The 13,662-nt window shown below is 69.0% G+C and carries 16 protein-coding genes; 2 read left to right on the plus strand and 14 right to left on the minus strand.

Features of this window, described 5'->3' with window-relative positions; genetic code table 11:
• Nucleotides 1–18: 18 nt before the first annotated feature.
• Nucleotides 19–2,340 (plus strand): sensor histidine kinase, encoded by a 2,322-nt coding sequence (locus ACODSL_RS13685; protein ID WP_488901248.1) that lies wholly within the window; start codon nucleotides 19–21, stop codon nucleotides 2,338–2,340.
• 98 nt (nucleotides 2,341–2,438) lie between these two features.
• On the opposite strand, the gene ACODSL_RS13690 is transcribed toward ACODSL_RS13685, so the two are convergent.
• From ACODSL_RS13690 to ACODSL_RS13750, 13 genes are all read right to left on the minus strand, one after another.
• The gene (locus ACODSL_RS13690; protein WP_488901249.1) at nucleotides 2,439–2,759 is read right to left on the minus strand and encodes a 2Fe-2S iron-sulfur cluster-binding protein; all 321 of its coding nucleotides are present in this window, start codon (nucleotides 2,757–2,759) and stop codon (nucleotides 2,439–2,441) included.
• A gap of 32 nt (nucleotides 2,760–2,791) precedes the next feature.
• Nucleotides 2,792–4,021, minus strand: coding sequence for an NAD(P)/FAD-dependent oxidoreductase (locus tag ACODSL_RS13695; protein WP_488901250.1), 1,230 nt, complete (start codon nucleotides 4,019–4,021; stop codon nucleotides 2,792–2,794).
• A gap of 61 nt (nucleotides 4,022–4,082) precedes the next feature.
• Nucleotides 4,083–4,655: a hypothetical protein gene (locus tag ACODSL_RS13700; RefSeq protein WP_488901251.1), complete on the minus strand. Its 573-nt coding sequence runs from the start codon at nucleotides 4,653–4,655 to the stop codon at nucleotides 4,083–4,085.
• 51 nt (nucleotides 4,656–4,706) lie between these two features.
• Nucleotides 4,707–5,423, minus strand: coding sequence for an EcsC family protein (locus ACODSL_RS13705; RefSeq protein ID WP_488901252.1), 717 nt, complete (start codon nucleotides 5,421–5,423; stop codon nucleotides 4,707–4,709).
• Between the two features lie 9 nt (nucleotides 5,424–5,432).
• On the minus strand, nucleotides 5,433–6,488 hold the full coding sequence (leuB, locus tag ACODSL_RS13710; RefSeq protein ID WP_488901253.1) for a 3-isopropylmalate dehydrogenase: 1,056 nt from the start codon (nucleotides 6,486–6,488) through the stop codon (nucleotides 5,433–5,435).
• 7 nt (nucleotides 6,489–6,495) lie between these two features.
• Nucleotides 6,496–6,795 (minus strand): putative quinol monooxygenase, encoded by a 300-nt coding sequence (locus tag ACODSL_RS13715; RefSeq protein ID WP_488901254.1) that lies wholly within the window; start codon nucleotides 6,793–6,795, stop codon nucleotides 6,496–6,498.
• A complete protein-coding gene (leuD, locus tag ACODSL_RS13720) occupies nucleotides 6,792–7,403 on the minus strand; it encodes a 3-isopropylmalate dehydratase small subunit (RefSeq protein WP_488901255.1) in 612 nt (203 codons plus the stop codon). The genes ACODSL_RS13715 and leuD overlap by 4 nt, the downstream gene beginning before the upstream one ends.
• Nucleotides 7,400–8,245 (minus strand): VOC family protein, encoded by an 846-nt coding sequence (locus ACODSL_RS13725; RefSeq protein WP_488901256.1) that lies wholly within the window; start codon nucleotides 8,243–8,245, stop codon nucleotides 7,400–7,402. The genes leuD and ACODSL_RS13725 overlap by 4 nt, the downstream gene beginning before the upstream one ends.
• Nucleotides 8,242–9,666 (minus strand): 3-isopropylmalate dehydratase large subunit, encoded by a 1,425-nt coding sequence (gene leuC / locus ACODSL_RS13730; RefSeq protein WP_488901257.1) that lies wholly within the window; start codon nucleotides 9,664–9,666, stop codon nucleotides 8,242–8,244. The genes ACODSL_RS13725 and leuC overlap by 4 nt, the downstream gene beginning before the upstream one ends.
• An 82-nt stretch (nucleotides 9,667–9,748) precedes the next feature.
• On the minus strand, nucleotides 9,749–10,129 hold the full coding sequence (locus tag ACODSL_RS13735) for a limonene-1,2-epoxide hydrolase family protein (protein WP_488901258.1): 381 nt from the start codon (nucleotides 10,127–10,129) through the stop codon (nucleotides 9,749–9,751).
• A 297-nt stretch (nucleotides 10,130–10,426) separates the two neighbouring features.
• Nucleotides 10,427–10,825: a 50S ribosomal protein L19 gene (gene rplS / locus ACODSL_RS13740; RefSeq protein WP_488901259.1), complete on the minus strand. Its 399-nt coding sequence runs from the start codon at nucleotides 10,823–10,825 to the stop codon at nucleotides 10,427–10,429.
• A 31-nt stretch (nucleotides 10,826–10,856) separates the two neighbouring features.
• Entirely contained in the window at nucleotides 10,857–11,576 is a 720-nt protein-coding gene (gene trmD, locus ACODSL_RS13745) for a tRNA (guanosine(37)-N1)-methyltransferase TrmD (protein WP_488901260.1), read from the minus strand.
• Between the two features lie 59 nt (nucleotides 11,577–11,635).
• Nucleotides 11,636–12,037 carry a hypothetical protein gene (locus ACODSL_RS13750; RefSeq protein ID WP_488901261.1) on the minus strand — a complete coding sequence of 134 codons (402 nt, stop codon included), beginning with the start codon at nucleotides 12,035–12,037 and terminating at the stop codon, nucleotides 11,636–11,638.
• A gap of 104 nt (nucleotides 12,038–12,141) precedes the next feature.
• Between ACODSL_RS13750 and ACODSL_RS13755 the strand changes: the two genes are divergently transcribed.
• Nucleotides 12,142–12,993: an acyl-CoA thioesterase gene (locus tag ACODSL_RS13755; protein ID WP_488901262.1), complete on the plus strand. Its 852-nt coding sequence runs from the start codon at nucleotides 12,142–12,144 to the stop codon at nucleotides 12,991–12,993.
• Nucleotides 12,994–13,030: 37 nt separating this feature from the next.
• Here the strand turns inward: ACODSL_RS13755 and ACODSL_RS13760 are convergent, their stop codons facing one another.
• On the minus strand, nucleotides 13,031–13,594 hold the full coding sequence (locus tag ACODSL_RS13760; protein WP_488901263.1) for a S41 family peptidase: 564 nt from the start codon (nucleotides 13,592–13,594) through the stop codon (nucleotides 13,031–13,033).
• Between the last annotated feature and the right edge of the window lie 68 nt (nucleotides 13,595–13,662).

The raw sequence follows: 13,662 nt of genomic DNA on the forward strand, positions 1-13,662 counted from the left end.
GATTCGGCCGGGTTCCATATGACGCAGATGCAATTGATCGCCGCCGCCACGGCGGGCGCCGTCTGCCTCGCGATCTGCGCGGTGCTGTGGGCGCTCGTGCAGCGCCGGGCGATGGACCGCCGTGTCCGCGAGATGCAGGACCGGCTTGAGGCCGTAGAAGGCCGCGCCGCCGCCGCCCAGGCCTCCGCCGAGGCCTTCGACAGCACCCTGCTGGTCATCGACGACGGCCGGGCCCTGCTGGCCTCGGGCGAGGAGAATCTGGAAGCCTGCGCCGGCGCCTTCGGCCTGCCGGTCGCCGATCCCCAGGGCATGGTCAACGCCATCATGCGCGCCGACCCCGATCATGCGGCCCGCCTGCGGGCCCTGTTCGAGCGCGGCGAGCCCTGCGCCTTCGAGGCCCGCGGGCCCAAGGGCGTTGTGTCGGTCGAGGGCCGGGCGGCCGGCGCCCTGGCCTGGTTGCGACTGACCGCCGCGACAACGGACGAAACGGCCCTGCCCAGCGCCGCCCGCCTGGCCGCCTTCCTCGATGCCCGGCCCGAGCCCGCGTGGATCGCCGGGGCAGACGGCGCGGTGCAGTGGGCCAACAAGGCCTGGCTGACCGCCGTCAGCGCCCGCGACGCCGGCGACGCGACCAATCTCGGCCTGTCGCTCGACAAGGGCGCGGACGCCATCGCCAGCGAGGCGGCCAATCTGGGGGAGCGCCGCGAGACGACCCGCTGGATCTCCGTCGGCGGCCGTCGCCGGGCGCTGAAGATCACCGCCGAGCCGCTCGAGGGCGGCGGGGTCGCGGTGTGGACCTCCGACGCCACCCAGGCCGAGGAAATCCAGGACGCCCTCAAGCGCCATGTCGCCGCCCATGACGAAACGCTGAACCACATCGCCGAGGCGGTGGCCATCTTCGGCCCGACCCGCCGGCTGTCGTTCCACAACACCGCCTTCGCCGACCTCTGGGGCCTGGACCCGGCCTGGCTGGCCGAGCGGCCGACCCACGGCGAGATCCTCGACCGCCTGCGTCAGCGCCAGCGTCTGCCCGAGACGCCTGACTACGCCAAATGGAAGGCCGCCGAACTGGCGCGCTACGAAACCCTAGGGCCCCAGCCTGACGACCGCTGGACGCTGCCGGACGGCCGCACGCTGCGCCTGATCCGCCAGCCGCATCCGATGGGCGGCCTGCTGCTGCTCTATTCGGACATCACCGGCGAGGTGCGGCTGCGCGCCCAGTACAACGCCCTGATCCAGGTGCAGCAGGCGACCCTCGACAAGCTCAGCGACGCGGTCGTGGTGTTCGGCTCCAACGGTCGCCTGCGTCTGCACAACGAGGCCTTCGCCCGCTTCTGGGCCATCGGCGAGGACGACCTGGTCGAGGGCGTGAACTTCGAGCGCGTCGTCGAGCTGTGCGTCCCCCGCCTGCACGACATGGCCTTCTGGGGCGAGCTCAAGGGCCGGGTCGGCGATCCCGACCCCGAGGCCCGCGCCCCGACCGCCGGCGAAATCCGCAATGCGCTCGGCCGCGTCGTCGCTTGGCAGACCCGGCCGCTGCCGGACGGGGCGACGCTGATCGCCTTCGCCGACATCACCGACGCCCGCCAACTGGAGGGCGCCCTCGCCGACAAGGAGGCCGCGCTCGACAGCGCCGAGCGGCTCAAGCGCGAGTTCGTCGGTAACGTGTCCTATGAACTGCGCACGCCGCTGACGACCATCGTCGGCTACTCCGAACTGCTCGACCGCATGGGCGAGGCGATCCCCGAGCGCGGTCGGTCCCATCTGGCCGCCGTGCGCCAGGCCGCCGTGCAGCTGGGCCGGTCTATCGACGACGTGCTCGACATCGCCGCCATCGACGCCGACGAGATGGCGCTGGACCTGGGCGACGTCCGGGTCGGCGATCTGCTGCAGGAAACCGCCGGCCGCTGGGCGGCGACCGCCGAGACGTCAAAGGTGGCGCTGGTGCTGGGGGCGGGAGCCGACGACGCCGGCCTGATCCGCGGCGACGCCAAACGTCTGGTCCAGACGCTCGATCATCTGGTCGAGAACGCCCTGCGCCAGACCCCGCCCGGCGGGACTGTGACCCTGTCGGCCGTGCGTTCGGCGGGCGAGGTGCGTCTGGCCGTCAGCGACACCGGCCGGGGCGTGCCGTTCCACGTCCAGGCCCACATCTTCGACCGCTTCGTCGGCCGCGACCGGGGCGGCCCGGGCCTCGGCCTCGCCCTGGTCAAGGCGCTGGTCGAACTGCACGGCGGCTGGGTGGCGCTGGAAAGCGAACCCGGCAACGGCTCGACCTTCACCTGCCACCTGCCGGAGGCCGCGCATGTCGAGGTCGGGCAGAAGGAACTGGGGTTTTAGGAGAAGGGGACATGTACCGCAGGTACGTGTCCCCTAATCAAGATTCAGCGGCGGTTGGTTTAGGGGACACGTACCTTCGGTACATGTCCCCAACAACCCTAGTGCTGGCTTTCCGGCATGCGGACGACCAGGCCCTCCAGGGCGTCGGTCACCTTGATCTGGCAGGACAGGCGGCTGTTGGATTCGACGTTCTCGGCGAAGTCCAGCATCGACTCTTCCATGGCCGACTTCTCGCCGGTCTTGTCGGCCCAGGCGGCGTCGACATAGACGTGGCAGGTCGCGCAGGCGCAGGCGCCGCCGCAGTCGGCGTCGATGCCGGGGATGTTGTTCTTGATCGCCCCTTCCATGACAGACAGGCCGGTCTTCACGTCGACCACGTGTTCCGTGCCGTCGTTCTCGATATAGGTGATCTTGGCCATACGCTCCCTGACGCCTCTTCTGAGCCCCGCGCTTACGCGGCGACCTCTTTCATGGAAATTGATGAATCCGCAAGTCTCTCGCGTGAGACCGGCTTGCGATTGAGGATGAGCATCTTGCCCATCATGAACTCGGGCGGGGCGTTGACCGCCTCCACCGCCTGCACCTGGTCGCCCTTCAGATGGAAGATGGCGAACTTCGCCGCCGCCACGTCGCCGCGGATGATGCGGCTGTCCGCGTCGAACGGGATGCCGGCGATCTGCAGCTTGAGATCATACTGGTCCGACCAGAACCACGGCGCTTCCGGGTTCGGCGGGGCGTGACCGGTGATGGCGCTGGCGACCTGCTTGGCCTGTTCCAGGGCGTTCGGCACGCTCTCGAGGCGGAACTGGCGGTCGTAGAGCGGCAGCGGCCGGTGGGTCACGTCGCCGATGGCGAACACCGACGGATCGGAGGTGCGGGCCTGCAGGTCGACGACGATGCCGTTGGCGCAATCGAGCCCCGCATCGCGGGCCAGCTCCTCGTTCGGCAGGGCCCCGACGCCGACCAGAACGGCGTCGCATTCGACGACCCGGCCGTCGGTCAGGCGCACGCGCCGGACCTTGCCGCCTTCACCCTCGAGCGCGTCGACCCCGGCCGACAGCTCGAAGTTGACGCCCTTGGCCTGATGGTAGTCCTGGAAGAAGGTCGACAGCTCCTCGCAGGCCACGCGGGCGAGGATGCGCGGCTCACGCTCGATGATCAGGGCCCAGGCGCCGAGCGCGCGGGCCGAGGCGGCTGCTTCCAGCCCGATATAGCCGCCGCCGATGATCGCCAGCCGCTTGCCGGGGCCAAGCGCGGCCTTGAGCTGCTCGGCGTCGGCCGCTGTGCGCAGTTCCAGCACGCCGTCCAGGTCCGCGCCGGGGATCGGCAGTTTGCGCGCCCGGGCGCCGGTGGCGATGACCAGGTCGTCATAGGTGATCGCGCCGCCAACCGAGAGCTGAACGGTCTTCGAACCCCTGTTGATCGAGACGGCGGTGACGCCGAGCCGCAGGTCGCAATCGTTCTCGGCGTACCAGGCCAGATCCTTCAGCGCGAGGCTGGAGGCGTCGGCCTCGCCCTTGAGCCAGGCCTTGGAGAGCGGCGGACGTTGATAGGGCGGAATCGGCTCGTCGCCGATCAGGACGATTGGTCCCTGGTGTCCGTACTGACGCAGGAACGCCGCCGCGGAACCACCCGCGTGGCCCGCGCCCAGGATCACGACCTTCGCCTTCGGATCGGACAAGCCGCCCTCCCATGGGGTCCGCGCAGGAAAATGACGCCCGCGTCAACTTATTGCAAGGGCCTTAGCCTGTATGACTGGCCCAGAACCACACATAGAAGAGCAGCCACCCTCCCGTGAAGCCCGACATGAGGAAACGCGCGTCAATTCTGCCCCCGATGAAGTAGCGCAGGATCGAGAACCCCAAGGCGACCAGGAGAAAGCGCGGCAGGCGTATGGGCAGGGCCGCCAATGCGAAACCGGGCAGGCCGGCGCCCTTTGAAGGGGCGAGCAGGGCATAGACCTTGAACGGCGTGCTGGTCACCGGACCCTTGAGGGCGGCGGCGAACCAGCCCTCGCGGTCCATGTCGACGCTGGCGTGGACGATCATGCTGGTCGAGACCGCCGGTACGGCGCTCACGGCCTTCAGCGCCGCGCCAGGATCGCGGGCGCTCCAGCCGTACATCGCAGCCCCACCGAGGCCCGCGCCAATGGCGGCCAGCAGACAGGCGACGGCGGCGGCCCTCAGCCCATGCTTCAGCGCGACGTAGCTGATCAGTACATCCGGCACGATGAAGAACAGGAAGCCCTCGGCCGCGCCCCAGAGCAGGGCGGCGGTCGGCCAGATCCATATCTTTTCACGCGCCTCGTCGGTCATGCAGGAACTCTGCCACATCGACCCGGCATCGGGCCGAAGAAAATCGGAGCGTCAGCGGCTGAACCAGCGCAGGCGGTAGGCGTTCATCGCCGTCTCGCCGAGCTGTTCGACCAGCCGCCAGTTGACGATCGCCCCGATCGGCGCGCCGACGACCGGCAACAGCTGCGCCAGCTTCGCCAGGTCGATGTAGTCGCGGTACTCCTGCTGGAACCGGCGCCAGTCGAAGTCCTCCGGCGAGGCCGGGGCGCGACCCTCGACCATCGCGCCGTAGACGTCCTTGCGGTGGTCGGCGCCTGAAAAGGCCAGCTGGAAGATCGACAGGATGTAGAGCCGCTCACGCCAGTCGCCGGTGTCGTGGCCATAGAGCGTGGCGATCTCGAACAGCAGCTTGATCTTGATGGCGATCAGCGCCGGGAAGTCCGCCGCCGCCAGCAGGAAGCCGCCGGCCCCGGTGGCCCCGCCCTCGACGCTGGCGACGTTGCGATAGCTCTTGATCGCCTGGCGCGCGCGCGTCTCGCGGTCCTCCAGCGACCCGGACGCCAGCGGCGCGCCGCCGGTGAAGTCCGAGCCGGCCAGGATGCCGCGGGTCATCTGCTCGATGACCGTGGTCACGGCGGCGTGGATCTTTTCCGGAATCATCCGGTTGACCTGCATCTGCAGGCCCTTGGTCGCCCTGGCGAACTTCGAAGGCTCGGCCAGCATCGCCGCCCGCCAGGCCTCAAGCTCGCTTCGGGCGCGGGTCTCGTAGTCGGCGTCGGCGGTGGTCATGCCCGCAGGCTACAGCGCCTTCAGCACCGCGTCGCCCATCTCGACGGTCGACAGTGTTCCGCCGAGATCCCGCGTGCGGGCGCCTGCGGCCAGCGCCGCTTCGACGGCGGCGAACAGCCGGCCGGCTTCGGCCGGACGGTTCAACGACCAGCGCAAGGCCATCTCGAACGACAGGATGGCCGCCAGCGGATTGGCCACGCCCTTGCCGGCGATGTCGGGGGCCGAACCGTGGATCGGCTCGTACAGGCCCGGTGCGCCGGCCGCGCCCAGCGCCGCCGACGGCAGCATGCCGAGCGACCCTGTGAGCTGCGCCGCCGCATCGGACAGCACGTCGCCGAACAGATTATCGGTCAGCAGGACGTCGAACTGGGTCGGTTGGCGAACCAGCTGCATGGCCGCGTTGTCGGCCAGCATGTGCTCGAGCTGGACGTCGGCGTAGTCGCGCTTGTGCAGGTCGGTAACCACCTCGCGCCAGAGCAGGCCGGACTCCATGACGTTGGATTTCTCCAGCGAATGGACCTTGTTGCGACGGCCGCGCGCCAGTTCGAACGCCACCCGGCTGACCCGCTCGATCTCGCTGGTGGTGTAGACCTGGGTGTCGAAGCCGCGGCGCTGGCCGTCCGGCAGGGTCTCGATGCCGCGAGGCTGGCCGAAGTAGACGCCGCCCGTCAGTTCACGGACGAACATGATGTCCAGCCCGGCGACCAGCTCGCGCTTGAGGCTGGAGGCGTCGGCAAGGGCGTCGAAGCAGAGGGCCGGCCGGAGGTTGGCGTAGACGTCCATGGCCTTGCGAAGGCCGAGCAGGCCCATCTCCGGCCGCTTGTCGCGCGGGTTGCCGGCCCACTGCGGTCCGCCCACGGCGCCCATCAGCACCGCGTCGCTGGCCAGGGCCGTGACGATGGCTTCTTCCGTGATCGGGACGCCGTGGCGGTCGTAGCTGATGCCGCCGAAGTCGCGCTCGTCGAGCGCCAGGTCGGGCGTCAGGGCCGCCGCCACGCGGCGCACCTGGGCGATCACCTCGGGGCCGATCCCGTCGCCGGGCAGCAGGAGCAGGGTCTGGGACATGGAAACTCTAGATCGGCTCGGGCTCACCCGCCTCGTAGAGGGACAGGTCGCGGTCGGTGATGTTGAGGTCGGGGAACACGGCGCGCCAGGCGGCCATGTGGGTGGTCTGGAAGTGGGCCTTCAGGACCTCGCGGTCCCGCCAGACCTCGGTCACGCGGACGAGGCCCGGAACCAGCAGGTCCTCGGAATAGGCGTATTCGAGACAGCCGTCCTCGGCCCGGCTGGCCGTGACCATGGCCTCCATGGCCGGGCGGGCTTTGGCGATGTTCTCCGGCGGCAGCCGGACCGTTCCGACGATCAGGATCATGCGCGCTCCAGCCAGGGGCGGCTCAGGGCCGCCTTCGATTCAAAGACGTCGATATCCACGCCGTGCTGCAGGGTCTCGCCGATGGCGTCCAGGCCCTTGAGCAGCTTGTGCTTGCGGTCCTTGTCGATGGCGAAGCTGAACGTCGCACCCGACGGGGCCGTGACCGTCTGCGTCTCCAGATCGACCGAGAACAGGTGGTTGCCGCCTTTGGCCTCGTCCATCAGCGCCTGGATTTCCTCGGGCTTCAGCTCAACGGTCAGCAGACCGTTGTTCAGGCAGTTGCCACGGAAGATGTCGGCGAAACTGGTCGAGATCACGCACTGGATGCCGAAATCCTGCAGCGCCCAGGGCGCATGCTCGCGCGAGCTCCCGCAGCCGAAATTATCGCCCGCGATAAGGATCTGGGCGCCCTTGTAGGCCGGGTCGTTGAGCACGAAGCCGCTCTTCTCGCGGCCCTGCTCATCGAAGCGGAAGTCGTAGAACAGCCCCTTGGCCAGCCCCTCGCGGTCGACCGTCTTGAGGAACTGCTTGGGGATGATCTGGTCGGTGTCGACGTTGGCGAGGCCCAGCGGCGCGGCGCGGGCGTCGAGGCGGGTGAAGGGCTTCATGCCTGCGGTCCGATGACGAGGGTGGGAACACCGCCCGGGGCGTCCCTGACTGTGAACACTGAGGTGCCGGGCTTGCGGCCCACGCGGACCTCCGAGACCTGACCGCCGGCGGCGACAAGCCGCGCGTGGCTGGCGGCCACGTCGGCGACCCGCCACGTCAGACCCCACGGCGCGTCCGGCCCGTCGGAGACGCCGGCCTTCAGGCTGTGCGCTACCTCGACCACCAGGTCGCCGAGGCGGAAGAACATCAGCCGCGTGCCCCAGTCGGGGTTGGAGCGGTCCAGCTTCATGTCCAGACCCAGCCGCGCGCCATAGAGAGCCGCGGCGCGTTCGGGATCCGGCGTGTTGACGACCACATGGTCTAGGCCGGTCACGGCGGCGTCGCCGGCCTCGGCTTCCGGCCAGGGCGCGGCGTCGGGCTTGTTCTCCACGAGGATCAGGTTGGCGCCGTGGGTCGACTTGGTGCGCATCGCCGCCGTGACCCATTCGCGGGTCGCGCCGGTCTCCGGGTTGGTCGAGACCTCGGTCCGCTCATAGGTCGGAATGCCCAGCCGCTCGAGCCGCTTGCGCTCCGCCGCCAGTTCCGGCGTGCTTAGCGACAGGGCCCAGAGCCCCTCGCCATGGCTGGCGATGCGGGCGCGGATGCCGTCGCCGACCGGGCCGTCGCCGGTTGGCGCGATGACGTCGAGCGCCGTGTTGCCCAGCTGGAACCAGACATGGCTGGCGCCGTGCATGGTCCCCCGCCAGTTCGGCGTGCGGCCGAACAGACGGCTGTAGCCGGCCGCGGCCGCGTCGAGGTCGTTCACGACCATGGCGATGTGATCGAGGGCGTTGATGGTCACAGGAAATCCCTCACGTCGACGATATGGCCCGCGATCGCCGCCGCCGCGGCCATGGCCGGGCTCATCAGATGGGTGCGGCCGCCCCGGCCCTGACGGCCTTCGAAGTTGCGGTTGCTGGTCGAGGCGCAGCGTTCGCCCGGCGCCAGGCGGTCAGGGTTCATGCCGAGGCACATGGAGCAGCCCGGCTCGCGCCAGTCGAAACCGACGGCCTTGAAGATGGCGTCCAGCCCCTCTTCCTCGGCTTGCTCTTTCACCAGCCCCGAGCCCGGCACGACCATCGCCTTCACATGGTCGGCGACCAGACGGCCCTCGAGGAAGGCCTGCTGGGCCACGGCGGCGGCGGCGCGCAGGTCCTCGATGCGGCTGTTGGTGCAGCTGCCGATGAAGACCCGGTCGATGCGGGCGTCGGTGATCGGCTGGCCGGCGGTCAGGCCCATGTACTCCAGCGCCCGTTCGACGGCGGCCTTCTTGTCCGGCGTGTCATAGGTCGACGGGTCGGGCACGTTGCCGGTGATCGGCACGACGTCCTCGGGGCTGGTGCCCCAGGTCACGGTCGGCGCGATCGACGGTCCGTCCAGCACCACCTCGCGGTCGAAGACGGCGTCGGCCTCGGTGAACAGTGTCTTCCAGTAGCCTACGGCCATGTCCCAGGCGGCGCCCTTCGGCGCGGCGGGCTTGCCCATCAGATAGGCGAAGGTCTTCTCGTCCGGGGCCACCAGACCCGCGCGGGCGCCGCCCTCGATGGTCAGGTTGCAGAGGGTCATGCGGCCCTCCATCGACAGGTCGCGCACGGCCTCGCCGGCGAACTCGATCACATGGCCGGTGCCGCCGGCCGTACCGATCACGCCGATGATGGCCAGGGCCATGTCCTTGGCCGTGACGCCGGGCGACAGCTTGCCGTTGATCGTCACCCTCATGTTCTTCGACTTCTGCTGGCGCAGGGTCTGGCTGGCCAGCACGTGCTCGACTTCGCTCGTGCCGATGCCCTGGGCCAGGGCCCCGAAGGCGCCGTGGGTCGAGGTGTGGCTGTCGCCGCAGACGATGGTCATGCCCGGCTGGGTGCGGCCCTGCTCGGGCCCGACCACGTGGACGATGCCGTTGCGGATGTCGCCCATCGGGAAGAACTCGATGGCGGCTTCGGCGACGTTGCGGGCCAGCGTCTGCAGCTGCAGCCGGGCCTCCTCGTCGGCCACGGCGCCGACGCCGAGGGCCTGGCCCTCGGTCGGCACATTGTGGTCGGCCACCGCCAGCGTCCGGTCCGGCCGACGCACCTTGCGGCCCTCGGCGCGCAGCCCGGCGAAGGCCTGCGGCGTGGTCACCTCATGGATGAGATGCAGGTCGATGTAGAGGATCGTCTCGCCGGCGTTCTCCGCCACCCGGTGAGCGTCCCAGATCTTGTCGTAGAGCGTCTTGCCAGCCATGGGCGGCATGTAGGGCGAGGCTTGCCCCTTCGTCTAGTCCACCGACCCGGCGGCGGGCATGATCTTGCGGCCGCGCCGACGCTCAGTTGGCCGGCCATTGGGACAGGATCGTCTCCGCGTCGAAGTAGTCGCGCCAGTAGGTGATCCTGCCATCGTGGACCTCGAGCACGCCGGTCACCGGCAGCTCGACCCACTTTTCCGCCAGGCGATGGCGATCGAGCCGCTCCATGAAGACCACGTTTCCGGCCGAGGACTCGCGCAGGATCCTGAACTCGTTCTCGAGCGTCGGCGCGAAGAAGGGCTCAAGCACGGCGCGAACGCCGGCCGGGCCATGCACCGTGCCCAGTGGCGGCGGGTTTGTGTAGGCGCAGTTGTCGGCCACCAGCGTGAGGCCGGCGTCGTAGTCGAGAACTTCCATGGCCTTGAGGAACTGACGGACAGTATCGGCGGGTGACTGGGCCACGGGCATCTCCTCTGGGCGATGGCCGCAGAGTCTGGCGTCGCGGTCAGCGCCGCAATTACCTGGGGGGTTATCGAGGGGGACATAGGGATGAGCAGGCGGTCACAGATTGCGTGGTTCGAGACGCTCGCCCGAGGGCTCGCTCCTCACCATGACGTAGAGAAGGCCAGGTCACCCCTACCCGTCATCCTGAGGAGCGGACCCTCAGGTCCGCGTCTCGAAGGACGCACGATCCCACAACGAAAAAGCCCCGGACCTTGCGATCCGGGGCTCAATCCAGTCAGCAGGCGCCGGAGGAGACTATTCCTCGACGGCCGGGCCGGCTTCCTTGCGGGCGGTCTGGCGTTCGGCGATGCGCGCCGACTTGCCGCGACGATCGCGCAGGTAATAGAGCTTGGCGCGACGGACGACGCCGCGACGCTTCACTTCGATGCTTTCAATCATCGGCGACATGGTCGGGAACACCCGCTCAACGCCTTCGCCGAAGCTGATCTTGCGGACGGTGAAGCTCTCGTGGAGGCCCGAGCCCTGACGGGCGATGCAGACGCCTTCGTAGGCCTGGACGCGCTCGCGCTCGCCTTCCTTGATCTTCACGTTCACCCGGACGGTGTCGCCCGGCTGGAAATCGGGGGTGGTGCGGAGGGCGGCGAGGCGTTCGCTCTCGGCCTTCTCCAATTCCTTGATGATGTTCGCGGCCATTGGTCAGTCCTTTTTTCGTTGGGCTTGCCCCCTACTTGCTGGGGATGCCCTTTGGTTGTCGGTTGGCGAGGTAGCGGTCCCAGAGGTCGGGCCGCCGCTCGCGGGTCGTCGTCTCACGCATTTCCTGCCGCCACGCCGCGACCTTCCTGTGGTCGCCGCCCAGCAACACTTCGGGGATGTCCCGGCCCTCGAACGTCCGCGGTCTGGTGAACTGCGGATGCTCGAGGAGGTCGTCCTCGAAACTCTCTTCACTCAGTGAGGCCGCCTGACCGAGCACTCCCGGAACCAGACGAACGCACGCCTCGATCGCCACCATCGCCGCCGCCTCGCCACCGGCGAGCACCGCGTCTCCGACGGAGACCTCCTCGAACCCCCGGGCGTCGAGCACCCGCTGGTCCACCCCCTCGAACCGGCCGCAGAGGACGATGATCCCCGGCGCCTCGGCCCACTGTTTCACCCGCGCCTGGGTCAGGGGCCGACCCCGGGCGCTCATGTACAAAAGCGGCCGTCCCGCGACGTCGACACTGTCGAGAGCCGCCGCGATCACGTCCGCCTTCATCACCTGTCCAGGACCGCCACCCGCGGGGGTGTCGTCGAGGAAGCCGCGCTTATCCTTGGAAAAGGCGCGAATGTCCACTGTTTCAAGGCGCCACAGGTCCTGCTCGCGCCAGGCCGTGCCGATCAGCGACACGCCGAGCGGCCCGGGGAAAGCCTCCGGAAACATGGTCAGGACGGTGGCGGTGAACGGCATGGCGCGCGTCTTAGCCGTTGACGCCCCGATTGCCTACCGCGCGGACGGGGCCGTCAGGTTTACTGCGCCTCATCCCTCAGATCGAAATGCAGTTCTTCCGCGAAGTCGTCGAATGGCGGCGCGGGCCAGAGCATCGGCGTCATCTGTTTGACCAGGCACTGCGCGATCGGGTGGTCGCTGTCCGGCAGCAGGGCGTCGAGCTTCCCGTTCTTGAAGCTGAGCACGATGGTGAAGAGCGGAAGGTCGGCGGGTCTGGGGCGCGGCGCGCAGAGGCCGAGAACCCGGGGCAGGTTCGGCATCAGCCAGGGGTGAAGCACCCTGGTCCGGTACAGCTCGGCGCCGTTGTCCGTCTGCTCGTAGCGCTCGGCGCGGGCATAGGCCTCGGAATAGGCCAGGCCGGCCGCCTGCGGAGGGGCCGGGGCGAGCAACACGGACGAGGCGGCGGCAAGGATCAGGTACACGGGCGGGTCTCCACGAGGACGCCAGAGTGCACCGTCCCTTATGGCGGCGACAAGGCGGGGGCGGGTGACTTGCCCGCCCGTCGCCACCGGCCTATTCCGGGTCCATGGAAGAGAGCGAAAACCTCATCGAGACCCTGGCCCTTGAGCCAATCGAGCTGAATCTGTTCCGGGGGCGGTCGCCCAACGACGGCTTCCCGAGGATCTTCGGCGGCCTGGTCATCGCCCAGGCGCTGATGGCCGCCTACGAAACGGTCGAGGACCGGGTCTGCCACAGCCTGCACGCCTACTTCATCCGGCCGGGCGATGTGCGCATTCCGGTGCTCTATCAGGTCGACCGCGCCCGCGACGGCGGCAGCTTCACCACCCGCCGGGTGGTGGCGATCCAGAACGGCGAGCAGATCTTCAACCTCGCGGCCTCCTTCCAGGTGGCCGAGGAGGGCTTTGAATACCAGTCGCCGATGCCGGCCCACCCGTCGCCGGACTCGGTGGCCACCGAGATGGAACAGGCCCTGGCCGAGAACCGGGATATGCCTGCCGCGATGATCGAGCACATGAAGCGCCGCCCGGTCGAGGTGCGCTGGCCCGATCCCCAGAACATGTTCAAGCCCGTGGCAAAGCCGCCGCGCAAGCAGGTCTGGCTGCGGGCCAAGGCCCCGATCGGCGACTCGATCAAGCTTCAGCAGGCGGCGCTGGCCTACGCCTCGGACATGGCCTTCATGGAGACCGCCCTGCGGGTCCACGGCCTGACATGGCGGACCAGGGGCATGCAGTCGGCCAGCCTGGACCACGCCATGTGGTTCCACCGCCCGACCAACTTCAACGACTGGCACCTGTTCGACCAGGACTGCCCCTCGACCTCCCAGGGCCGGGGTTTCATCCGCGGCGAGATGTATACCCAGGACGGCGTGCTCGCGGCCTCGGTGGCGCAGGAATGCCTGATGCGGGTGAAGGTCTGAAAGACGGGGACATGTACCGAAGGTACGTGTCCCCGCTCTACGCCCTGCTTCTCAGCGCCTGCCGCCAGGCCAGCGTCAGGGCGTCCTCGCCTGTGATGATCACCGCCCGTCCGGCCATCCGCAGGTCATAGGCCAAGGCCTGGGCCGGCAGCGGCGAGGTCTCGTCGATCAGCACGAACAGGGGCGCTTCCGGAAAGTGCGGGCCACCGTCCGGCACGGTCGCCCGACCCGTCCAGCTGGTCAGGGCTGCCCCGTCAGGCAGTCTTTGAAGGGTCGCCATCGGCATCGGCCGCCAGGCGAGGTGGCCGAGCAGCAACGCATCGGCCGGGTCGCCGGCGTGGGTCCGCAGATCGAGGATCAGCGCATGGCTGTCGGCCAGGTCCATCAGGGCCTCCACCAGCCCTGAGGCGCAGAGGGTCTCGGGGTTCAGATAGCCGATGCCGCCTGGCAACTGGCGGAGCGCGACCCCGGCCTCAACGGCGGGCGGGCTCCAGGCGGCCGGCGGCGCGAAGGCCGGAACCGGCGGGGCCGCGAGCGCCATGGCCGACGTGCCGGCCATCAAGCCTGAAGCGGCGAAGTCCATGAGAACGTGGCGTTGCACGGCGTGTCTCCTCTCGTTGGAAACACGCTAGGCCGCGCTTTCTGAACGGGTTCGGAGACCGTTGTTGT

Source organism: Caulobacter sp. FG121, assembly GCF_057809815.1.